This window comes from Kitasatospora sp. McL0602, from assembly GCF_052076145.1.
Taxonomy (GTDB): domain Bacteria; phylum Actinomycetota; class Actinomycetes; order Streptomycetales; family Streptomycetaceae; genus Kitasatospora.
Map to the genome: position 1 here is coordinate 5,852,399 of NZ_CP197246.1, position 22,236 is coordinate 5,874,634.

At 71.2% G+C, this 22,236-nt stretch carries 14 protein-coding genes and 1 tRNA gene; 8 read left to right on the forward strand and 7 right to left on the reverse strand.

Going from position 1 to position 22,236, the window contains the following annotated elements; translation table 11 throughout:
- Positions 1–495: 495 nt before the first annotated feature.
- The 4 genes from gltB to ACR68M_RS26605 all read left to right on the forward strand — a co-directional run bounded on the left by gltB (position 496) and on the right by ACR68M_RS26605 (position 9,211).
- Positions 496–5,082: a glutamate synthase large subunit gene (gene gltB, locus ACR68M_RS26590; protein ID WP_441251723.1), complete on the forward strand. Its 4,587-nt coding sequence runs from the start codon at positions 496–498 to the stop codon at positions 5,080–5,082.
- Positions 5,075–6,535 (forward strand): glutamate synthase subunit beta, encoded by a 1,461-nt coding sequence (locus tag ACR68M_RS26595; RefSeq protein ID WP_441246649.1) that lies wholly within the window; start codon positions 5,075–5,077, stop codon positions 6,533–6,535. Before gltB ends, ACR68M_RS26595 begins: the two co-directional genes overlap by 8 nt.
- Before the next feature lie 281 nt (positions 6,536–6,816).
- On the forward strand, positions 6,817–7,686 hold the full coding sequence (locus ACR68M_RS26600) for a helix-turn-helix domain-containing protein (protein WP_441246650.1): 870 nt from the start codon (positions 6,817–6,819) through the stop codon (positions 7,684–7,686).
- 67 nt (positions 7,687–7,753) lie between these two features.
- Positions 7,754–9,211, forward strand: coding sequence for an aldehyde dehydrogenase family protein (locus tag ACR68M_RS26605; protein WP_441246651.1), 1,458 nt, complete (start codon positions 7,754–7,756; stop codon positions 9,209–9,211).
- Positions 9,212–9,266: 55 nt separating this feature from the next.
- Here ACR68M_RS26605 and ACR68M_RS26610 read toward each other — a convergent pair whose 3' ends face one another.
- Positions 9,267–9,719: a MarR family winged helix-turn-helix transcriptional regulator gene (locus ACR68M_RS26610; protein WP_441246652.1), complete on the reverse strand. Its 453-nt coding sequence runs from the start codon at positions 9,717–9,719 to the stop codon at positions 9,267–9,269.
- 96 nt (positions 9,720–9,815) lie between these two features.
- Here ACR68M_RS26610 and ACR68M_RS26615 point away from each other — a divergent pair, with 96 nt between their 5' ends.
- On the forward strand, positions 9,816–10,211 hold the full coding sequence (locus ACR68M_RS26615) for a nuclear transport factor 2 family protein (protein WP_441246653.1): 396 nt from the start codon (positions 9,816–9,818) through the stop codon (positions 10,209–10,211).
- 15 nt (positions 10,212–10,226) lie between these two features.
- Here ACR68M_RS26615 and ACR68M_RS26620 read toward each other — a convergent pair whose 3' ends face one another.
- Positions 10,227–11,210, reverse strand: coding sequence for a helix-turn-helix domain-containing protein (locus tag ACR68M_RS26620; protein WP_441246654.1), 984 nt, complete (start codon positions 11,208–11,210; stop codon positions 10,227–10,229).
- An 89-nt stretch (positions 11,211–11,299) separates the two neighbouring features.
- Here ACR68M_RS26620 and ACR68M_RS26625 point away from each other — a divergent pair, with 89 nt between their 5' ends.
- The gene (locus tag ACR68M_RS26625; protein ID WP_441246655.1) at positions 11,300–12,511 is read left to right on the forward strand and encodes an MFS transporter; all 1,212 of its coding nucleotides are present in this window, start codon (positions 11,300–11,302) and stop codon (positions 12,509–12,511) included.
- Here the strand turns inward: ACR68M_RS26625 and ACR68M_RS26630 are convergent.
- The 3 genes from ACR68M_RS26630 to ACR68M_RS26640 all read right to left on the reverse strand — a co-directional run bounded on the left by ACR68M_RS26630 (position 12,492) and on the right by ACR68M_RS26640 (position 16,163).
- Positions 12,492–13,400: a hypothetical protein gene (locus ACR68M_RS26630; protein WP_441246656.1), complete on the reverse strand. Its 909-nt coding sequence runs from the start codon at positions 13,398–13,400 to the stop codon at positions 12,492–12,494. The two genes, ACR68M_RS26625 and ACR68M_RS26630, sit on opposite strands and share 20 nt — an antisense overlap.
- A 79-nt stretch (positions 13,401–13,479) precedes the next feature.
- Complete coding sequence (locus tag ACR68M_RS26635) at positions 13,480–15,318, reverse strand: bifunctional metallophosphatase/5'-nucleotidase (RefSeq protein ID WP_441246657.1); 1,839 nt, start codon at positions 15,316–15,318, stop codon at positions 13,480–13,482.
- Between the two features lie 185 nt (positions 15,319–15,503).
- Positions 15,504–16,163, reverse strand: a complete 660-nt coding sequence (locus ACR68M_RS26640) for a helix-turn-helix transcriptional regulator (protein ID WP_441246658.1) — start codon at positions 16,161–16,163, stop codon at positions 15,504–15,506.
- Between the two features lie 322 nt (positions 16,164–16,485).
- Between ACR68M_RS26640 and ACR68M_RS26645 the strand changes: the two genes are divergently transcribed.
- Together ACR68M_RS26645 and pyk are read left to right on the forward strand one after the other, a co-directional pair.
- Entirely contained in the window at positions 16,486–19,488 is a 3,003-nt protein-coding gene (locus ACR68M_RS26645; protein WP_441246659.1) for an AAA family ATPase, read from the forward strand.
- 246 nt (positions 19,489–19,734) lie between these two features.
- Complete coding sequence (pyk, locus tag ACR68M_RS26650; protein ID WP_441246660.1) at positions 19,735–21,165, forward strand: pyruvate kinase; 1,431 nt, start codon at positions 19,735–19,737, stop codon at positions 21,163–21,165.
- Positions 21,166–21,217: 52 nt separating this feature from the next.
- Here pyk and ACR68M_RS26655 read toward each other — a convergent pair whose 3' ends face one another.
- Together ACR68M_RS26655 and ACR68M_RS26660 are read right to left on the reverse strand one after the other, a co-directional pair.
- Positions 21,218–22,045: a transcriptional regulator gene (locus ACR68M_RS26655; protein ID WP_441246661.1), complete on the reverse strand. Its 828-nt coding sequence runs from the start codon at positions 22,043–22,045 to the stop codon at positions 21,218–21,220.
- Positions 22,046–22,098: 53 nt separating this feature from the next.
- Positions 22,099–22,172: transfer RNA gene (locus tag ACR68M_RS26660), tRNA-Leu, on the reverse strand.
- Positions 22,173–22,236: the final 64 nt, after the last annotated feature.

The window sequence follows — 22,236 nt, forward strand, 5'->3', positions numbered from 1 at the left end:
GTGGCGCCCCCGGGGGCTTGCCGGTCGCGTGCTGTTCACTCGGACGGGCTTGTGGGATGCCCCAGAACGTCGCATGTTTATGCGCTCGGGTGCGTGACGTTCCGCACATGGGGCTGGGGTGCGGACCTGGCCTAACCTCGCCGATAGGTGGAACGGGCCCGCAGAATCGTGCCTGCCGGTCAGTCGTCGGAGACGATTCGCAGGTGAGGTCGTTCTCGATATGTGGACGGGGCATTACGTCCCCGTTTCGCCCCTGTCGGGCCGGGGCACACTGGTGGCAGTGTGCGGGCCAGGGTCCGCCTCCCATCGCTGCGGTTACTGGCCGGTAAGGCCCGCTGACCTGGGGATTGCGTCCGCGATGTGGACGCCATATTCCACTTCCCGGGATTTCCGGCATCATGTAACCTGCACGAAATCGCAGAGGGCCAACGTCGTCCCTATTGCACAAGCACCATGCCAATGACGACGACGGGAGAGCCGATGCTGTCTGCATCCATGCACTCCGCCAACGAGCCCCAGGCCGGCGCAGCCCGCCCGCCGTACTCGCTCGTGCCGGATGCCCGACCTGCCGCCCAGGGTCTGTATGACCCGCGCAACGAGCACGACGCCTGTGGTGTCGGTTTCGTCGCCACACTGGACGGCGTCGCCGACCACAAGATCGTCGAGCAGGCGCTGACCGTGCTGCGCAACCTGGAGCACCGCGGCGCCACCGGCGCCGAGGCCGACTCCGGTGACGGCGCCGGCATCCTGACGCAGATCCCCGACGCGTTCCTGCGCGCCAAGGTCGGCTTCGAGCTGCCCGCCCAGGGCTCGTACGCCGTCGGCATCGCCTTCCTCCCGACCGAGGACGCCGCCGCCGAGGCCGCGACCGCGCAGATCGAGGCCATCGCCGCCGAGGAGGGCCTCACCGTCCTCGGCTGGCGCGAGGTGCCCGTCGCCCCGGACCTGCTCGGGGCCACCGCCCGCTCGGTGATGCCGCGCTTCACCCAGTTCTTCGTCGGCGCCGCCGACCGCAGCGGCATCGCGCTGGACCGGGTCGCCTTCGTCGTCCGCAAGCGCGCCGAGCGTGAGGCCGGGGTGTACTTCCCCTCGCTCTCCGCCCGGACGATCGTCTACAAGGGCATGCTGACCACCGGCCAGCTGGAGCCCTTCTTCCCCGACCTGTCGGACCGGCTCTACGCCTCCGCCATCGGGCTGGTGCACTCGCGCTTCTCCACCAACACCTTCCCGAGCTGGCCGCTCGCCCACCCGTACCGGTTCGTCGCCCACAACGGTGAGATCAACACCGTCAAGGGCAACCGGAACTGGATGACGGCCCGCGAGTCCCAGCTCGCCACCGACCTCATCCCCGGGGATCTGAGCCGGATCTTCCCGATCTGCACCCCGGACCACTCCGACTCGGCGTCCTTCGACGAGGTGCTGGAGCTGCTCCACCTCGGCGGCCGCTCGCTGCCGCACGCGGTGCTGATGATGATCCCGGAGGCGTGGGAGAACCACGCCACCATGGAGCCCGCCCGCCGCGCCTTCTACCAGTACCACTCCAACCTGATGGAGCCCTGGGACGGCCCGGCCTGCGTGACCTTCACCGACGGCACCCAGATCGGCGCCGTGCTCGACCGCAACGGCCTGCGCCCGGCCCGCTACTGGGTCACCGAGGACGGGCTCGTCGTGCTCTCCTCCGAGGTCGGCGTGCTCGACATCGACCAGGAGAAGATCGTCAAGAAGGGCCGGCTCCAGCCCGGCAAGATGTTCCTGATCGACACCGCCCTGGGGCGGATCGTCGAGGACGAGGAGCTCAAGTCGGCACTCGCCGCCGAGCACCCGTACGAGGAGTGGGTCGCCGCCGGTCAGATCCAGCTCACCAAGCTGCCCGAGCGCGAGCACATCCACCACACCCACGCCTCGGTGACGCGCCGTCAGCAGACCTTCGGCTACACCGAGGAGGAGCTGCGGGTCATCCTCGCGCCGATGGCGAAGTCCGGCGGTGAGGCGCTCGGCTCGATGGGCACCGACTCGCCGATCGCCGCCTTGAGCGAGAAGCCCCGGCTGCTCTTCGACTACTTCATCCAGCTCTTCGCGCAGGTCACCAACCCGCCGCTGGACGCCATCCGCGAGGAGCTCGTCACCTCGCTGATGAGCAACCTCGGCCCCGAGGGCAACCTGCTGGCCGCCGACGCCGCGCACTGCCGCTCCGTCAGCATCACCTTCCCGGTGATCGACAACGACGAGCTGGCCAAGCTCATCCACATCAACGCCGACGGCGACCAGTCCGGCCTCAAGGCCGTCACGCTCTCCGGCCTCTACAAGGTCTCCGGCGGTGGCGAGGCCCTCGCCGCCCGCCTGACGGCCATCGCGGCCGAGGCCGACGCGGCGATCGCCGACGGCGCCCGCATCCTCGTCCTCTCCGACCGCCACTCGGACGCCGAGCACGCGCCGATCCCCTCGCTGCTGCTCACCTCCGCCGTGCACCACCACCTGATCCGCACCAAGCAGCGCACCCAGGTGTCGCTGCTGGTCGAGGCCGGTGACGTCCGCGAGGTGCACCACGTCGCGCTGCTGGTCGGCTACGGCGCCGGTGCGGTCAACCCGTACCTGGCGATGGAGTCCGTCGAGGACCTCGTCGCGCAGGGCACCTTCCTCACCGGGATCGAGCCCGAGAAGGCCATCAAGAACCTGATCAAGGCGCTCGGCAAGGGCGTGCTCAAGGTCATGTCCAAGATGGGCATCTCGACCGTCGCCTCCTACCGTGGCGCCCAGGTCTTCGAGGTCATCGGCCTCGACCGGCTGACCGTCGACACCTACTTCGCCGGCACCACCACCAAGCTCGGCGGCATCGGCGTCGACGAGATCGCCAAGGAGGTGGCCGCCCGCCACGCCAAGGCGTACCCGGCCTCCGGCATCTCCGCCGCGCACCGCGCGCTGGACATCGGCGGCGAGTACCAGTGGCGCCGCGAGGGCGAGCCGCACCTGTTCGACCCGGACACCGTCTTCCGGCTCCAGCACTCGACCCGCTCGCGCCGCTACGACATCTTCAAGCAGTACACCGAGCGGGTGAACTCGCAGTCCGAGCGGCTGATGACGCTGCGCGGCCTGTTCCGCTTCGACGCGCTCGGCCGGGAGTCGATCTCGATCGACGAGGTCGAGCCGGTCTCCGAGATCGTCAAGCGGTTCTCCACCGGCGCCATGTCGTACGGCTCCATCTCGATGGAGGCGCACGAGACGCTGGCCATCGCGATGAACCGCCTCGGCGCGAAGTCCAACACCGGCGAGGGCGGCGAGGACCCGGAGCGGCTGCACGACCCCGAGCGCCGCTCGGCGATCAAGCAGGTCGCCTCCGGCCGGTTCGGCGTCACCAGCGAGTACCTCGTCAACGCCGACGACATCCAGATCAAGATGGCCCAGGGCGCCAAGCCCGGCGAGGGCGGCCAGCTGCCCGGCCACAAGGTCTACCCGTGGGTCGCCAAGACCCGGCACTCCACCCCGGGCGTCGGCCTGATCTCCCCGCCGCCGCACCACGACATCTACTCCATCGAGGACCTGGCTCAGCTGATCCACGACCTCAAGAACGCCAACCCGGCGGCCCGCATCCACGTGAAGCTGGTGTCGGAGGTCGGTGTCGGAACCGTCGCGGCGGGTGTGAGCAAGGCGCACGCCGACGTCGTGCTGGTCTCCGGCCACGACGGCGGCACGGGCGCCTCGCCGCTCACCTCGCTCAAGCACGCGGGCGGCCCCTGGGAGCTCGGCCTCGCCGAGACCCAGCAGACCCTGCTGCTCAACGGGCTGCGCGACCGGATCGTCGTCCAGACGGACGGTCAGCTCAAGACCGGCCGCGACGTCGTCATCGCCGCGCTGCTCGGCGCCGAGGAGTTCGGCTTCGCCACCGCGCCGCTGGTCGTCTCCGGCTGCATCATGATGCGCGTCTGCCACCTGGACACCTGCCCGGTCGGCGTGGCCACCCAGAACCCGGTGCTGCGCGAGCGCTTCTCCGGCAAGCCCGAGTTCGTCGTCAACTTCTTCGAGTTCATCGCCGAGGAGGTCCGCGAGATCCTCGCCGAGCTGGGCTTCCGCTCGATCGAGGAGGCCGTCGGCCACGCCGAGCACATCGACGCGGCCGAGGCGATCACCCACTGGAAGGCCGCCGGGCTCGACCTGGCACCGCTCTTCCACGTGCCCGAGCTGCCTGAGGGCGCCGCTCTGCACAACACCACCACCCAGGACCACGGGCTCGACAAGGCGCTCGACAACCAGCTCATCACGCTGGCCGAGGACGCCCTGGAGCGCGGCGAGACCGTCCGCATCCAGCTGCCGATCCGCAACGTCAACCGCACCGTCGGCACCATGCTCGGCCACGAGGTGACCAAGCGTTACCGGGGTGAGGGCCTGCCGGAGGGGACGATCGACGTCACCTTCACCGGCTCCGCCGGGCAGTCCTTCGGCGCCTTCCTGCCGCGCGGCATCACGCTGCGCCTGGAGGGCGACGCCAACGACTACGTCGGCAAGGGCCTCTCCGGCGGCGTGGTGATCGTCCGCCCGGCGCGTGAGGCGGCGGCCATCGGCGCCGACGCACAGGCGCACGTGATCGCGGGCAACACCATCGGCTACGGCGCCACCGGCGGCCGCATCCACCTGCGGGGCAAGGCCGGCGAGCGCTTCGCCGTCCGTAACTCCGGCGCCACCCTGGTCGTCGAGGGCGTGGGCGACCACGGCCTGGAGTACATGACCGGCGGCAAGGTCGTCGTCCTCGGCGAGACCGGCCGCAACCTGGCAGCGGGCATGTCCGGCGGCATCGGGTACGTCCTGGACCTGCGCCCCGCGAACGTGAACGACGGCATGGTGGGCATCGAGGCCCCGACCGCCGACGACCGCGAGTGGCTGCGCGACACCGTGCAGCAGCACTACGAGGAGACCGGCTCCACCGTCGCCGCCGAGCTCCTGGCGGACTGGGGTGGTGGCGTCAGCCGCTTCTCCAAGATCATGCCGACCGACTACAAGGCAGTGCTCGCCGCCAAGGACGCCGCTGAGCGCGCCGGTCTCACCGAGACCGCGATCACTCGCAAGATGATGGAGGCGGCACGTGGCTGACCCCAAGGGCTTCCTGAACACGCCCAAGCAGCTCGCCGAGCGGCGACCGGTCGACGTCCGGCTCCGTGACTGGAACGAGGTGTACGTCGAGCGCAGCCTGCTGCCGATCATCACCGAGCAGGCCGGCCGGTGCATGGACTGCGGCATCCCGTTCTGCCACAACGGCTGCCCGCTCGGGAACCTCATCCCCGAGTGGAACGACCTCGCCTTCCGGGACGACTGGGCCGGCGCGATCGAGCGGCTGCACGCGACCAACAACTTCCCGGAGTTCACCGGCAGGCTCTGCCCGGCTCCCTGCGAGTCGGCGTGCGTGCTCGGGATCAACCAGGACGCGGTGACCATCAAGAACGTCGAGGTCACCATCATCGACAAGGCGTGGGACCGCGGCGGCGTCGCCGCCCAGATCCCCGAGCGCCTCTCCGGCAAGACCGTCGCCGTGGTCGGCTCCGGCCCGGCCGGCCTCGCCGTCGCCCAGCAGCTCACCCGGGCCGGGCACACCGTCGTGGTGTACGAGCGGGCGGACCGCGTCGGCGGCCTGCTGCGGTACGGCATCCCCGAGTTCAAGATGGAGAAGCGGCACATCAACCGCCGCATCGAGCAGATGCGCGCGGAGGGCACCCGCTTCCGTACCGGCGTCAGCGTCGGCGAGGACATCACCGGGCAGCAGCTGCGCGAGCGCTTCGACGCGGTGGTGGTGGCGGCCGGTGCGACGACCGCCCGTGACCTGCCCGTCCCCGGCCGGGGGCTGAGCGGCATCCACCAGGCGATGGAGTACCTGCCGCTGGCCAACAAGGTGCAGGAGGGCGACTTCGTCGAGCCGCCGATCAGCGCCAAGGGCAAGCACGTCGTCGTCATCGGCGGCGGCGACACCGGCGCCGACTGCCTCGGCACGGCCCTGCGGCAGGGGGCGGCCTCCGTCACCCAGCTGGAGATCATGCCGCGTCCGAGCGACGAGCGCCCCGGCAACCAGCCGTGGCCGACCATGCCGATGACGTACAAGGTGACCTCCGCGCACGAGGAGGGCGGCGAGCGTGTTTATGCCGTCAACACCACGCACTTCACCGGCGACGAGGACGGCAACGTCCAGGAGCTGCACCTGGTCGAGGTAGTCTTCAGGGACGGCAGGTTCGAGCCCGTTCCGGGCACCGAGCGCGCCATCCCCGCGCAGCTCGTCACGCTGGCCATGGGCTTCACGGGTACGGACGTGAAGAACGGCCTCGTCGAGCAGCTCGGGGTCGAGCTGGACGCCCGCGGCAACGTCGCCCGGGACGGCAGCTTCGCCACCAACGTGGACGGCGTCTACGTGTGCGGTGACGCCGGCCGTGGCCAGTCGCTGATCGTCTGGGCCATCGCGGAGGGCCGCTCGGCCGCTGCCGCGGTGGACAGGTACCTCGGTGGCAAGACCGCGCTGCCCGCCCCGATCCGCCCCACCGACCGCCCCCTGGTGGTCTGACCAACCCTCACCGGTACCGCCGGACGCTCCCCGTCCGGCTGCTCCACCCGCTGACCCGTCAGAGCCGCCGGGCCGATGCGGTTTCCGGCGTCTGCCCCCTCCCCGACCAAGTTGGGGGCAGGCGCCGCTTCGCGTACCCGTACCCGGGCCCCGGGCGCGCCTGGCTGAGCACCGTCAGGTGACGGACGGTCAGCTACATCTCACTTCTTGCTAGCCGGACGCAGGCGGGAAGTGACAGACTGCGCGCGGCGGTATCAGGCAGGCAGGCGGAGGCTGATCGGATGAGCGGCGTACAGAACGGCACCGGCGCGGTCGCCCGACGGCTCCAGCTCGGCACCCAGCTGCGCAGACTCCGCGAGGCCAGCGGCGTGACCCGGGAGGACGCCGGGTACGAGATACGCGCCTCCGAGTCCAAGATCAGCCGGATGGAACTCGGCCGGGTGGGCTTCAAGCAGCGGGACGTCGCCGATCTGCTCACCCTCTACGGCGTCGTCCAGGAGGCCGAGCGCTCCGCCCTGCTGTCGCTCGTCGGCGAGACCAACACCCCCGCCTGGTGGCAGACGTACGGCGAGGTCGTACCGCCCTGGTTCCAGACCTACCTGGGGCTGGAGGAGGCCGCCAAGGAGATCAGCAGCTACGAGGTGCAGTTCATCCACGGCCTGCTCCAGACCGAGGACTACGCTCGCGCCGTCTGCCTGCTCGGCAACCCCACCGCCCCCGCCGAGGAGATCGACCGCCGGGTCGCCGTCCGGATGCGGCGCCAGCACATCCTGCACGCCCCCACCGGCCCGCAGGTGCTCGCCGTGATGGACGAGGCCGCGCTGCGCCGCCCCTGCGGCGGCCCCGAGGTGATGCGGCGCCAGCTGCTGCGCCTGATCGAGCTCGCCGCGCTGCCCCGGCTCACGCTGCTGGTGATGCCGCTCGGCGTCGGCGGCCTGGCCGCCGAGAGCGGGGCCTTCACCGTGCTGGGCTTCGGCGGCTCCGCCGACCTGCCCGACCAGGTCTACCTGGAGCAGTTCACCACCGCGATCTACCTCGACAAGCCCGCCGAGGTCGCCGAGTACGACTCCGTGCTGCGCCGCCTGCGGGCCGGCAGCCTGTCGCCGGAGGCGACGCTGGGACTTCTGCGCGAAGCACTCCGGGATCTCTGAGACATCAGTACGATGATGATCCGTCAGCTGCTCGGGGGCGGTGCCGCCCCTCGGTGAAAGGGATCAGATGTCCTACTTCTCGGAACTGTCGCGGCAGTACATCGACGGTCAGTGGTGCACCGGCAGCGGCTCCTGGGACATCGTCGACCTGAACCCGTACAACGGCGAGAAGCTGGCCTCGATCACCGTCGCGACCGTCGGCGAGCTGGACAGGGCGTACCGGGCGGCCGCCCGGATGCAGAAGGCCTGGGGGCGGCAGAACCCGTACTCCCGGCGGCTGGTCTTCGAGCGGGTGCTCCGGCTGATCGAGGAGCGCGAGGCCGAGATCACCGAGACGATCATCACCGAGCTCGGCGGCACCTACCTCAAGGCCGGGTTCGAGATCTCGCTCTGCAAGGACATGCTGCGCGAGGCGATGCAGCTCTCGCTGCGCGCCGAGGGCCGCATCCTGCCCTCGCCGGTGGACGGCAAGGAGAACAGGGTCTACCGGCTGCCGGTCGGCGTGGTCGGCGTGATCAGCCCGTTCAACTTCCCGTTCTTCCTCTCGCTCAAGGCCGTCGCGCCCGCGCTGGCGCTCGGCAACGGCGTCGTCCTCAAGCCGCACCAGGACGCCCCGATCACCGGCGGCACGCTGATCGCCAAGCTCTTCGAGGACGCCGGGCTGCCGGCGGGCCTGCTCAACGTGGTGCTCACCGACATCGCCGAGATCGGCGACGCCTTCATCGAGCACCCCGTCCCCAAGGTCATCGCCTTCACCGGCTCGGACTCGGTGGGCCGCCACGTCGCCCAGGTCGCCGCCGGGCTCTTCAAGCGGACGGTGCTCGAACTCGGCGGCAACAGCGCGCTGATCGTGCTGGACGACGCCGACCTCGACTACGCGGTGGACGCGGCCGTCTTCAGCCGCTTCGCGCACCAGGGCCAGGTCTGCATGGCGGCCAACCGGGTGCTGGTCGACCGCAGCGTGCTCGCCGAGTTCACCGAGAAGTTCGTCGCGAAGGTCGCCACGCTGAAGGTCGGCGACCCGCACGACCCGGCCACCGTGATCGGACCGCTGATCAACTCGGCCCAGGCCGACGCGATCACCTCCCAGGTCGACAAGGCCGTCGAGGAGGGCGCCCAGGTGCTGCTGCGCGGGCAGACCGTCGGTGCCCTGATGGACCCGGTGGTGCTCGGCGGCGTGCCCGACGACGCGGCCATCCTGCGGCGGGAGATCTTCGGCCCGGTCGTCCTGCTGGTGCCGTTCGACGGCGAGGAGGACGCGGTGCGGATCGCCAACGACACCCCGTTCGGCCTCAGCGGCGCCGTCCACACCGGGGACGTCGAGCGCGGCGTCCGGCTGGCGCAGCGGATCGAGACCGGCATGATCCACATCAACGACGGCACCATCCACGACGAGCCGATCGTCCCGTTCGGCGGCGAGAAGAGCTCGGGTGTCGGCCGCCTCAACGGCGATGCCACGGTGGACGCGTTCACCACGCAGAAGTGGATCTCCATCCAGCACGAGCGCAGCCGCTTCCCGTTCTGACGATCCGTCGTGCCTCGGTGGGGGCCGGGGGGACCCGGCCCCCACCGGCGCGCTGTCAGGCACTGTTCCCGAACGGCCCGTCGCTGACGAACCGGTGCAGGCCGCGCGCGAAGGCCAGCGCCTCGTCCCGGGGCCACGAGCCGAGCGCCTCCTCGATGCGCTGCGCCAGGCGCTGCCGCATCACCGCGACCGTCCGGGTGCCCTCGTCGGTCAGCGTCAGCAGGACGGACCGCCCGTCCGCCGGGTCCGGCTCGCGCCGGACGAGCCCGGCGGCCTCCAACCGTGAGGCGCGCCGGCTGACCCCGGAGCGGTCCAGGTCGACCTCGGTGGCCAGCTCGGCGGCGCTGCACGGCCCCGTCCGGGCCAGGCCGCTGAGCACGGGGTAGGTCACCTCGTCGACGGCCTCGCCGAGCCCCTCGGTCAGGCCCCGGTAGAGCTCCGCCCGCAGGCTGCGCTTGAGCAGCTCACCGAGTGCCTCGGCGACGGCCGTGCCCACTTCGTTCTCCATGCCCCCAGAGTAGCGTGCGCCGCGCACGTATCTGGGTGTACTGTGCCAATAAGCGTGCGCCGCGCACGCTTATTGCCCTGGAGTCTGGAGACGACCATGCCTGCCACCACCACCATTGCCGCCGCGCTCACCGACCTGCTCCTCACGCCGGGCTCGGACCTCGCCGAGGCCGTCGACCGGCACTTCGCCCCCGACTACCGCCAGCGCACCGACGGCAGCTGGGCCGACCGGGCCGAGTTCACCGAGCACATCGCCCACCTGCGCCAGCTCGTGGCCTCGGGCAGCATCGAGGTCCACGAGGAGCTCACCGACGGCACCCGCTACGCCGACCGGCACACCGTCGAGGTCACCAAGCTGGACGGCGCCCAAGTCCGGATGGAGGTCTACCTGTTCGGCGAGTTCGCCCCCGACGGCCGGTTCCGCCGGATCGAGGAGACCACCCTCCTGCTCTCCGGGGCCGAGGCCGACCGGGAGCTCGGCAGCGCCCGCTGACCGGCAGCGGAGCCGTCACGACGACCCCTCGGAGGCCGCCGCCAGCAGGGCCTCCGCCACCGCCGTGCGCACGTACAGCACCGTCCGGCCCGCGCGGTGGCGGGTCAGCAGGCCCGCGCCGGTCAGGGCCGTCAGGTGGTGCGAGACGTTCGGGGCGGACAGGCCCGTCCGCTGGGCGAGTTCGGTGGTGGAGGCCGGGGCGCCGAGCTCGGTGAGCAGCAGCGCCCGGCCCCCGCCGAGCACGGCCGCCAGACCCCCGGGGACGGGCGTCGCCCGCTCCCAGAGCGTCGCCACACCGCGCGGCGGGTACGTCAGGCTCGGCTGGTGCGGCGGGGCGGTCTGCGAGTACAGGCCGGGCCAGGCGAAGACCGCCGGGACGAGCACGATGCCCCGCTCCCCGTCGAGGCTGCGCTCGCCACGGAACCAGCGGTGCGCCAGCCGCAGCGTCCCGCGCTCCCAACTCACCCTCGGGTGCAGGTCGGCGAAGAGCGCGGCCGGCCCGCCCGTCGACATCTGCCGGGCCCGCCGCAGGATCTCGCCCTCCGTCAACCGCAGGATGCGCGGCCAGTACGGCGCGATCGCCGCATCCCAGTACGCCCGCACCTCGCCCGTCAGCCGTGCCAGGCCCGCCACCGGATCGTCCCGGAACTCGGCCACCAGCGGCGGGAGTTCGCCCTCGTACCGGTCGAGCTCGGTACGGACGCGATCCGGGTCGGTGGCCGCCAGCCGGGCCAGCTCCTGGTCGATGTCCGGGGCGAAGCCCGCCGGCACGGGGGTGAGGAAATCCGGGGTGTAGACCGTCGGCACCGGCACCAGCGCGGCGAGCAGCTCGAAGCCGACCCCCGCCAGCCGGGGCCGCACCTCCCGGACCCACGGCAGGTGCACCGCGTGCTCGCCCGGCTCCTTCAGCACCTGGACGCTGTGCGTCACCTCCGACAGCGGCGAGCAGGCGAAACGCGTCACCGCCAGGTCGTGCGCCGAGAACTCCAGAGTCAGCACCGGCTCCCCAATCCGCTGATGGCAGTCGGGAGCATTCCATCAGGACGAAATCTCTGGGCGGCAGCCGCCCCCGCTCGGAGGATCAACACATGATCACCAGAACCGGGGGCCGTCACCTGCTGGGCGCCCACCTCATCGACAGCACCGGCAGCGGCCTGCTGCTCGCCTTCACCGTCGTCTACTTCGCCCGCACCACCCCCCTCGGCCTCACCGAGATCGGCGCCGCCATCAGCCTCGGCCGCCTGCTCGCCCTCCCCACTGCCCTGCTCACCGGCCCGGTCATCGACCGCCTCGGCGCCCGCCAGGTCGCCGCCGCAGCCAACCTGCTCTCCGCCCTCGCCTACACCGCCTTCCTCACCGCAGGCCAGGCCTGGCAGATCGTCGGCGTCGTCTGCCTCGCCCAGATCGGCACCGCCGCCTACTGGACCGCCAGCACCGGCCTGGTCGTCCTCGCCGCCGAAGCCCCCGACCGGCCACGCTGGTTCGCCCTCGTCGGCTCCCTGCGCAACGGCGGCCTCGCCGTCGGCGGCGCGATCGGCGCCCTGCTGCTCGCCACCGGCGGCACCACCGGCCTCCGCGCCACCGTCGTCGCCAACGCCGTCAGCTTCGCCGTCGCCGCCGCACTGCTCGCCACCTGGCAGCCCCCGGTCCGGGCCGCCGCACCCACCACCAGCGCCGTCGAAGGCAGCTACCGCACGGTGCTGCGCGACCGCCGCTACCTGCTGCTCGTCGCCGTCAACCTCAGCTTCGTCCTCGCCTCCCTGGTGCTCAGCCTGCTGCTCGCCGTCTACCTCACCGAAGGGCTGCACCGGCAGGCGTGGGTGGCGGGCTCGCTGCTGGTGCTCAACAGCGCCCAGGTCGTGCTCACCCAGACCGCCGTCGCCCGCCGCCTCTCCCGCCACCGCCCGATCCGGGTGGTCGTCGCCGGGGCGCTGCTCAACGCGCTCGCCTTCGGCCTGTTCGCCCTGCTCTCAGCCGCCCCCGGCTGGGCCGTCATGGCCGGGCTGTACGCCGCGATGCTCGTCTACAACCTCGCCGAGACGGTCGCGACCCCCTTCCGCGAGGAGCTCAGCGTCAGCCTCGCCCACCCCGGCCTCCGGGGCCGCTACCTGGCCGTCTACCAACTCTCCTGGACCCTCGGCCAGACTGTCGGCCCCGCCCTCCTCACCCTCCTCCTCGGCTGGGGCGCGGCGTGCCCCTGGCTCTTCCTCGCCGCCGCCAGCCTGACGGCCGTCCCACTCCTGCTCGCCCTCGAACGAGAGAGCGTCGCGCCGGCCCGAGTCACCCTTGCTGAGGCGTAGACCCCAGGGGGCGGCGCTCCTGCACCGGTGTCTGCGGCAGCCCGGTCGCCAGGTCCAGGACGGTGCGCGTGCCGAGCGGCCTGCCGAGGTGGAAGTCGGCAGGGCCGGACCTGGCCGCGGCGTCGCACGCCTGCCCGGCCTTGAGGGTCGAGCGCGAGTGCGCGATGAGCACCACGGCGGCGTCGGTCTCGTACACCTCACCGGGCAGCAGCTCGTCGCAGTCGCCGTGCGTCACCATGCCGTGGACGGTCAGGCCGTCCGCGCCCGTCCAGCCGGCCGCGAGCACGCCGGGCGGCAGGGGGTGCGGCTGCGGCGGCTGGGGGAGGGTGGCCTGCGGGGCCACCGCCGGGTAGGCGAAGGGCTGGCTGTACCCGGCGATGGTGAACTCCCAGACCGGGATGGTCGCTTCGCCCCGGCTGGTGGCCGTCTGCCGGACGCCCGGCCGGACGGCCGTGACGGTGAGGCGGTCGCCGCAGCGATCCTGGCAGGGCGGCTTGCCCTCGGTCAGCGAGCGGAAGACGGCGTCGGAGGTGAGCAGCGGCAGGTTGAGCGTGGAGCCGTCCGGCCAGACCACCTGACCGGTGGGGGCCGGGCCCCAGGGCGGGAGGGGCGCGCGCAGGTCCAACAGCCCGTTGAAGAAGGCGGCCTTGTCGCTGCCACTGTGGAAGACGTCGGAGGGCAGCCACTCCTGCAGGCCGGTCGGGTAGTACCCCGTGAGCCAGCTCCGCTGCGCCGCCGAGCCGTCCCAGGCGTGGGCCACCTCGGCGGCGCGGTCAAGGGCCGCCCCCGGCGGCGGAGCCGCCTGAGGTGCGGGCCCGGTGCGGCTGCCGCAGCCCGCCAGCGCTGCGCCGAGCAGCAGGACGAGCGCCGCTGTGATCCGTCGTGACATGGTCAACCCCCGTGTGTGAAAGCCGAATCGGCGGCACTGTGACGCACAGTGCCGCCGACCGGTTCCACACCGGCAGGGTCTAGAAGAGCGGCACGCCCGCCCGCACCAGACGCCAGTCGACCGACGCGAAGTCGGCCGGGTCGATGACGCCCTTGGCCTTCACCCAGGCGATCATGGTGTTGCGGATCTCGTCCGAGTTGGACCAGACCTTGGTGGCCTGCGCGACGTGCGGGAAGTTGCCGCCGCCGTTGGCCCGGTAGTTGTTGACGGCCAGCACGAACTGCGCCGCCGGGTCGATCGGCTTGCCCGCGTAGCCGAGGTTGACGATCCGCGAGCCGACCGGCTGCGAGATGTCGATGTCGTACGAGACGCCGTAGACGGAGTCGTAGTTGTAGTCCGGCGTGTTCGCCTGGTTGGTCAGCTTGGTGAGGTCGACGGGGGCGCCGACGGCCAGCTGGGCGAAGTACTTGGCGGAGTACTCCAGGTAGTCCTTGATCTGGGCACCCGTCAGAATGCGGGCCTCCAGGGTGTTCTCGTAGATGTAGAGCCCGGCGGCATCGCGCAGCTTGACGCTGCCCGCCGGGATGTCGGCGGTGCGGTTGAACGGCGCGGCCTGGGCCAGCACCGGCAGCTTGCCGTACTGGGTGGAGGCGAGCGCGGCCTTCACGGCGTCGACCTGGACCCGGCCGATCAGGTCGATGATCGGCACGTCCTTGAACGGCGCCTCGGCGATCGAGAGGTCGACCTTGCAGGTGCCGATGACCTGGTTGACGTAGGCGACGACCTTGTTGTGCTGGTCGGTGAGGAGCTTCACGATCTTCGGGTCCTCGGCCACGGTGTTCGAGTTGAGCACCCGGGAGGTGACGCCGGTGACCTTCCAGCCGTCCTTGTCGTGCTCGACCTCGAAGTCGAAGCAGGTCAGGCGCTGGCCCCAGCAGAGCGGCTCGGAGAGCACGACGTTCTTGCCCGTCTGCTTGTTGACGATCAGGCGCTGCGCCACCTCCTTGTGGGTGTGGCCGACGAGCACCGCGTCGATGCCCGGCACGGTCTCGGCCATCTCGCCGGAGGCGTCCTCGGGGTAGGGCAGCTGGTCGCCGTAGCTGGTCGGCTCGTCGATGCCGGAGTGGGCGGAGACGATCACGACGTCGGCGCCGGCGGCCTTCATCCGCGGCACGTACTTCGCGGCCATCTCGACGATGCCGGGGAAGATCATCTGGCCGGCGACGTTGGCCTTGTCCCAGATCGCGATGCCGGGGTTGGTCAGACCCAGGATGCCGACCCGCAGCGGGCGACCGCCGCCGCCGAGGTGCATCTCCTTGATCACGTACGGCTTGAAGGCCGGCTTCTCGTCCTTGGCGTGCAGCGCGTTGGCGCCCAGCAGCGGGAAGTGCAGCTGCTTCTCGAAGGCCTTGACCGTCGGGATGCCGTAGTTGAACTCGTGGTTGCCCAGCGCCGCCGCGTCGTAGCCGATGGCGTTCATCGCCTCGGCCATCGGGTGCTTGGGCGCGTGGTGCTTGGCCGTGATCGGCTCGACCCGGGCGAAGTAGTACGAGAGCTGGGTGCCCTGGATGATGTCACCGGCGTCGATCAGCAGGGTGCGGTGACGCCCCTTCTGCTCGCGGATCTGGTTGACCAGGGTCGAGATCTTGGAGAGGCCGACCGCGTTGCTCGCCTTGTCGGTGTAGACCGCGTCGGTGAAGTAGTCCCAGTTCAGGCCGTGACCGTGCAGGTCGGTGGTGCCCATCACGGTGAACTCGGCCTTCACCGGCCTGCGCGACGCAGCCTGGAGGTCGCCCTGCGCGTCGGGCTCCACGGCGGAGGCCGGGGCGGCGGTGACCAGGGGCAGGCCACCGACCATGGCGGCACCGGCCGCGGTCGCGGCCGAGCGGGTGACGAAGTCACGACGGTTCAAGGACATGGACACTCCAGCGTGGGGCAGAGAAGACGGACCGTCAGCACAGTGACGCGCGTAGAAGTCTGCCCCGAGGGTGCCCGTCCCGGATAGACCCTTGACGGTTTCCAGCAGGTGAATGATTGGATCGGCACGTTTACGCAGCAAGAAACTGCGCAAATGGTGCGCCGGGTCGGCCCAGCCGGGTCGGCCTAGATGTAGCCCTCACGCAGGGCGTGCGCCACCGCATGCGCCCGGTTGCGCAGATTCAGGCGGGTCGTCAGACCGTGCAGCACGTTCTTCACCGTGCGCTCCGAGTACGACAGCTTCCCGGCGATCTCCGCCGTGTCCCAGCCCTCCGCCACCAGCCGCAGGACGTCCGCCTCCCGCTCCGAAACCCCCGGCGACGCCAGACCCGGAATGCCCTGGACACTCCGCTGCAGCCGCCCCATCTGGGTGATCAGCCGCCCCAACAGATCAGCCGGCAGATCGCCCTCACCACGCGCGGCCGCCAGCACCGCCCGGCCCAGCCGCTCCGCCGTCGCCTCCCGACGCCACAGGATCGCCCCGACCCCGCACTCCACCGCATCCAGCAGCTCGCTCTCCCGCATCTGATCGACCACCAGCACGACCCGGGTCTCACCACTGCGCACCAGCCGCCGCAGCGCCCCCGTCACCGTGGCGTCCACCACATCGGCCAGCAGCAACGCGACCGCACCCCGGCGCCCCTCCCGCTCCGGCACCACCTCGACCCCGAGGCACCGCCGCAGCTGACTCTCGGCACCGGCCCGCGAAATGGGATCGGGTGCATGCACCACGACCGGCACCCGCGGGCCCGGCCGTGCACTGCTCTGGGAGTTCGGTACGGTCACGGGTTTCCCTCCTCCTGGGCCTTCGTGGGGCTCTGCTGATCCGGCCGATCGCACGACATCCGTGCAGGAACTGCCCGGAGGGGCATCCCCCTCCGGACCGCCAGGGCCAAGGCCGTCATACTTTCCGTAGACCGAGGACCACGGCAATCGTGGGCAGACCACGAAATCGGCCGCCCGACCACAAGACGGTGCGACCAAGCTCACAGTCTCGACGGCCCCGCTCGATGCAGCGCGGACCCGTCCCACACGCGTCAAGAGGAGAGAAGCGACGCGTCACCACAGTCGGCCGACCGGCCGAGGCCCGTCGCGGAGGGGGAGTGCCATGACCGTCACCACCGGCCCGGCCCACCGCGCCGGCAGCCACCCGGCCGACGCGCCGTCAGGCCTGCCCGAACGCCGCTGGCCACTCGCCCTCGCAGCCGGCATGGCCGAACGCGCCCGCCGCGGCACCGGCGGCGTCCTCCTGCTCACCGGCCCCGCCGGCACCGGCCGCAGCGCCCTGCTCGCCGCCATCGCCCGCAGCCAGCAGCCCTACGGCATGCGCACCCTCTGGGCCCGCTGCTCCGCCGACGAGGCCGAGGACGCCCACGCCGCCGCCCGCCAGCTCTTCGGCGGAGCACCCCTCCACAGCGCAGCAGCCGCACCCACACCCCCCACCTGCGGGCCAGAACTCGACCCCGCCACCTGGGCCCCCAACCCGTACGCCAGCACCCCCAACCCCGCCGGCTGGACCCAACCCACCCGCAGCAGCGCCCACAACGCCCCGCACCCGGCCGGGCGGCCCGACCCCGACCAGACCGAAGCCGCACTCTGGGACCTGCTCCACCTCAACGCCGCCCACGGCCCCCTGCTGCTCGCCGTCGACGACATCCAACTCGCCGACGCCCCCTCACGCCGCTGGCTGCTCCAGGTCAGCCGCCGGATCGACCGGCTCCCCGTCCTGCTCGTCGTCGCCGAACAACGCCAACGCGAACTCCGCACCCAGGCCCCCCGCTTCGGCCGCACCCTGCCCTCCTCCATCGCCCGGCACTGCCGGATCGGCCCGCTCGGCCCCAGCGCCGTCGGCGAAGTCGTCCGCCGACGCCTCGGCGTCACCGGACCACACGCCCTCGCCGACGACTGCACCCGCGCCACCGGCGGCAACCCCATGCTGCTCGAAGCCCTGCTCACCGACCTCTGGGAGACCGCCACCGGAGACCACGGCCCCACCCTGCCCGCCGACTGCGCAGGGCTCCCGGCCGGCACCTTCGTCGACGCCGTCGACCTCTGGCTGCACAGCGCAGGCGACTGCCACGCCACCGCCCTGCGCACCCTCGCCACCCTCCAAGGCCACCGCCTCCACCACGACACCACCCCCGACAACAACCCCGACACCCCCCGCGACGCCGCCCCCGAACCCGCCGCCACCCTCGCCGCCCTCACCGGCGAAGACCCCACCCGGCTCGCCGACCTCCTCGCCGAACTCCACCGCCAAGGCCTGCTCCTCCCACCCGAACCCGGCACCTGGCCCCGATTCGCCCACCCCCTGCTGCGCCAAGCCGTCCTCGACGGCTGGGGCCCCGACCGCCGCGCCCAGGTCCACCGAGCCGCCGCCACCGCACTGCACCACCGAGGCGCACCCGACGACCTCATCGCCGACCACCTGCTGCGCACCCCCGGCCCCGCCGGGCCCCGGGCCGCCGAACCCTGGGCCGCCGACACCCTGCTCCGCGCCGCCCGGACCGCCCAACGCGACGGCCACGCCGCCACCGCCACCGGCTACCTGCGCCGACTGCTCGACGAAGACCTCCCCGCCCTCTCCCGCAGCAGCACCCTCACCGAACTCGGCTGCCTGGAGATCTCCCTCGGCCCCGCCGACCACGCCGCAGGCGTCCGCCACCTCACCGAGGCCGTCCACCTGCACCAGTCCGACGAACGCATCTTCGAGGCCGCCAACGCCCTCGGGCTCGCCCTCGCCGCCCAGGGCGAGACCCCCGCCGCCCTCGCCATCCTCGAACAGCTCGCCGAGCGCTTCGCCGACCGCCCCGAACAAGCCGCCGCCGTCCAGGCCGCCGCCGCCCTGATCGCCTCCCACGACGGCGACAGCTGGATCCAGGTCGTCGCCGGCCTGCGCCGCATCGCCGCCCGCACCCCCCGCCGCCTCGCCCCCGCAGCCTGGGCCCTCATCACCGAGTACGACTCCACCAGCGGAGTCCTCTCCGCCGCCGAAGTCTCCACCCGCGTCGACGAGTTGGCCGCACTCCGACTCGACCCCTTCTCCCGCGCCTACGTGCTCGCCTCCACCGCGACCCTCGCCCAGTGGACCGAACAGTTCCACCACGCCGACCGGATCGTCGCCCAAGGCCTCCTCGAACACCAGGGCCAGCTGCTCCACCCCGCCCGGCAGAGCCTGCTCAGCGTGCGAGCCGAGAGTCTCATCATGCGCGGCCGGTACGGGCTCCTGCTGGAGGAACTCGGCCTCGACCGCGAGGACCTGCCCGCCTTCGACAACAGCCACCTGCTCGCCCAGGGCATCCTCGCCCTGGTCGAGACCGGCCGCCTCGCCCAGGCCGAGCGGCTCGCCCACCACTCCTCAAACGCCTCGGACTCCTGGGAGTGGAGCGAGTACCTCTACGCCCGGGGCATGCTCCGGCTCGCCTCCGGCGACCCCACCACCGCCCTCACCGACCTGCTCGAATGCGGGCGCCGACAGGGCGAACGGCGGGTCGAGAGCCCGATCGTGACCCCCTGGCGCACCGCCGCCGCCGACTGCCACCTCGCCCTCGGCAACCCCGGCCCCGCCGCCGCACTCGCCACCGCCGAACTCGAACTCGCCCGGACCTGGGGCACCCCCCGAGTCGTCGGCCGCGCCATGCGCACCCTCGGCGCCGCCACCGGCGGGCGGCACGGCCTCGCCATGACCGCCGACGCCGTCGAGCTGCTCCGCGCCGCCGGGATCGAGACCGAACTCGTCCCCGCCCTGCTCACCCAGGGCCGCATGCTCGGCGAGAACGGCCGCCGCGCCGCCGCCCGGCAGAGCCTGCGCGAGGCCGCCGAACGGGCCGAGCTCACGGGCGCGTTGCGGCTGCGCGCGATCGCCGGAGACCTCCTCCTGGAATCCGGCGCCCGCCCCACCAAGGACCGGCACACCGGCTCGACCGCACTCACCGACAGTGAACGCCGGATCTGCCGGCTCGCCGCCGACGGCCACTCCAACGCCCGGATCGCCGCCCTCCTGCACCTGGCCGTCCGCACGGTGGAGACCCACCTCACCAACAGCTTCCGCAAGCTCGGCATCCGCCGCCGGGGCGAACTCGCCTCCGCCCTGGGCGAGTCGAACGCCTGACGGGAGCGCCCCTACGGGTGACGCAGGGCGCCGCCGAAGCTGGCGGAGGCGGTCAGGATGCGTTCAGACGCGGACGGTTCCAGTCGCGCGGGGCGCCCGCGCGCGCTGCTGTGCGCAACACAACTCGCTTTTGGATCAAGGGAAGTCACGCTGTGTCAGACTGTTCACCGAATCGTTCACCAACTGCCACCGGGCGGTAGGTCGGAACGTCGTTGTTACGCGCCGGTAATGCCTACGCTCATGCCTATGCGCCGAGCAAAAATCGTCTGTACTCTCGGGCCGGCCGCCGACTCGTACGACCAGATCAAGGCACTGGTCGACGCAGGCATGGACATCGCCCGATTCAACCTCAGCCACGGCTCCCAACTGGAGCACGAGGAACGCTACCGCCGGGTCCGCAAGGCCTCCGACGAGGCCGGCCGCAGCGTCGGCATCCTGGTCGACCTGCAAGGCCCCAAGATCCGCCTCGACACCTTCGCCGACGGGCCCGTACTCCTCGAACGCGGCGACGAGTTCACCATCTCCGTCGAGGACGGCGTGATCGGTGACCGCGACCGCTGCGGCACCACCTACAAGGGCCTCGCCGCCGACGTCTCACGCGGCGAACGCATCCTCGTCGACGACGGCAGGGTCTGCCTCGAAGTCACCCACGTCGACGGCCCCCGGGTGCACTGCATCGTCATCGAAGGCGGCCTGGTCTCCGACCACAAGGGGCTCAACCTCCCCGGCGTCGCCGTCTCGGTGCCCGCGCTCAGCGACAAGGACGTCGCCGACCTGCGCTGGGCACTCCGCACGGGCGCCGACATCATCGCCCTCTCCTTCGTCCGCACCGGCAAGGACGTCGACGAAGTCCACCGCATCATGGCCGAGGAGAACCGCCGCCTCCCCGTCATCGCCAAGATCGAGAAGCCGCAGGCCGTTGACAACCTCGAATCCATCGTCGAAGCCTTCGACGGCATCATGGTCGCCCGCGGCGACCTCGGCGTCGAAATGCCCCTGGAACAGGTACCGCTGGTGCAGAAGCGAGCCATCAAGCTCGCCAAGCGCAACGCCAAGCCGGTCATCGTCGCCACCCAGATGCTCGACTCGATGATCAACGCCTCCCGCCCCACCCGCGCCGAGGCCTCCGACGTCGCCAACGCCGTACTCGACGGCACCGACGCCCTGATGCTCTCCGGCGAGACCTCCGTCGGCAAATACCCCGTCGAGACCGTCAAAACCATGGGCCGCATCATCGAAGCCGTCGAGGAGGACATCCTCGCCGCCGGGCTCCCACCGCTCACCGAACGCAACAAGCCCCGCACCCAGGGCGGCGCCGTCGCCCGCGCCGCCGCCGAGATCGGCGACTTCCTCGGCGCCAAGTACCTCATCGCCTTCACCCAGAGCGGCGACACCGCCCGCCGCCTCACCCGCTACCGCTCACCCATCCCCGTCCTCGCCTTCACCTACGAGCCCGCCGTCCGCAGCCAACTCGCCGTCACCTGGGGCGTCGAGACCTTCCTCGGCCCCTTCGCCCCCACCACCGACGAGATGGTCGCCCAGGTCGACTCCGCCCTCCTCTCCCTCGGCCGCTGCCAGAAGGGCGACATCGTCGTCATCACCGCCGGCTCACCCCCCGGCCTGGCCGGCTCCACCAACCTCGTCCGAGTCCACCACGTCGGCGAACTCGACAACTGACAGCCACTCCGGCGGCGTAGCCCTCTCGGAGGAGGGCTGCGCCGCCGTTTGTTCAGTACTTGGCCCCGACGTGCTCGTCCATCAGCGCGACGGATGCGCGCCGGGCGACGGAGACGTCACGTGCACCGGTCGTGCGGACGGAGACTGTGTATGCGACGCCGACTGCGTCGAGGGTGTCGGTGAGGATGCGAATAATGTCAGTGGACATGTTGGTGAACTGGTAGCGCGCGTATGTGTAGCGCTTCTTCCGCCCGGCGACTTCTCTGGTGGTCCAGTTTGTGTATCGGCATCCGTCGGAGTGGATCAGTCCTCGGATCAAGTCCCAGGGGTGATCCCGAACGAGGGCTTGCTGCCAAGGCGTCAGGGCAATGGTCCGCGTGTGCTTTCTGCCCGCACCGTGTTGAGGAAACAGACAGGGCCAGTGCCTGTTCCTGCTTGTCACGTTCGTGCAGCCCGGAGCCTGGTAGTGGGCAACTTCCTTCGAGGGGTTGACGGCCGCCATGGCCTGAGCGCAGCGATCGACGAGCCCAGGCCAGGCATCTCCGCAGTAGATCAGGAGCTGAGGTATACGGCCGGCCTTGTTTATGTAGCCATCGCCGAGGTAGAGGCCGAGCAGGTACGTGTACTCGAACGCCGGGATTCCTGAGCGCAGTACACCTCCTGCGACGGGGCAGACATGTGTCTTGCGGGAGGGAAGCCCGACAGTCCGAGCCCATGAGCGGATCGTTGGCGCGGAGACACCGGTTACACGGCTTGTTTCGCTGAAGGTGAGCCCGGATTGGTACAGGGTGAGCGCGTCATGGCGCGTGGCCGTGTCGTACATGCCTGCGATCCTGGAAGTCGCGGCCGTCTCGAAGTGCGAGAACGCCGAGATCTTCACCCGGGCTGATGAAGATCCACATGGCCCCTTGGGCCTTCGAATCCAAGGAACTGTACCCCGAGTGGGATTCGAACCCACGCTGGATGGTGTTTGAGACCATTGCCTCTAACCGCTGGGCTACCGGGGCATCCGTCGAATCGAAGGTTTTCCTCGACTCTGCGAGATCCAAACATACCGCGTCTAGGTAGGCT

What these genes read in the sequence shown, in the direction of transcription:
- ACR68M_RS26605 (WP_441246651.1), top strand. Translation starts at nt 7,754, where the DNA reads ATGTCCTACTTCTCGGAACTGTCGCGGCAGTACATCGACGGTCAGTGG.
- ACR68M_RS26610 (WP_441246652.1), bottom strand. Translation starts at nt 9,719, where the DNA reads ATGGAGAACGAAGTGGGCACGGCCGTCGCCGAGGCACTCGGTGAGCTG.
- ACR68M_RS26615 (WP_441246653.1), top strand. Translation starts at nt 9,816, where the DNA reads ATGCCTGCCACCACCACCATTGCCGCCGCGCTCACCGACCTGCTCCTC.
- gltB (WP_441251723.1), top strand. Translation starts at nt 496, where the DNA reads ATGCACTCCGCCAACGAGCCCCAGGCCGGCGCAGCCCGCCCGCCGTAC.
- ACR68M_RS26600 (WP_441246650.1), top strand. Translation starts at nt 6,817, where the DNA reads ATGAGCGGCGTACAGAACGGCACCGGCGCGGTCGCCCGACGGCTCCAG.
- ACR68M_RS26635 (WP_441246657.1), bottom strand. Translation starts at nt 15,318, where the DNA reads ATGTCCTTGAACCGTCGTGACTTCGTCACCCGCTCGGCCGCGACCGCG.
- ACR68M_RS26645 (WP_441246659.1), top strand. Translation starts at nt 16,486, where the DNA reads ATGACCGTCACCACCGGCCCGGCCCACCGCGCCGGCAGCCACCCGGCC.
- ACR68M_RS26625 (WP_441246655.1), top strand. Translation starts at nt 11,300, where the DNA reads ATGATCACCAGAACCGGGGGCCGTCACCTGCTGGGCGCCCACCTCATC.
- pyk (WP_441246660.1), top strand. Translation starts at nt 19,735, where the DNA reads ATGCGCCGAGCAAAAATCGTCTGTACTCTCGGGCCGGCCGCCGACTCG.
- ACR68M_RS26630 (WP_441246656.1), bottom strand. Translation starts at nt 13,400, where the DNA reads ATGTCACGACGGATCACAGCGGCGCTCGTCCTGCTGCTCGGCGCAGCG.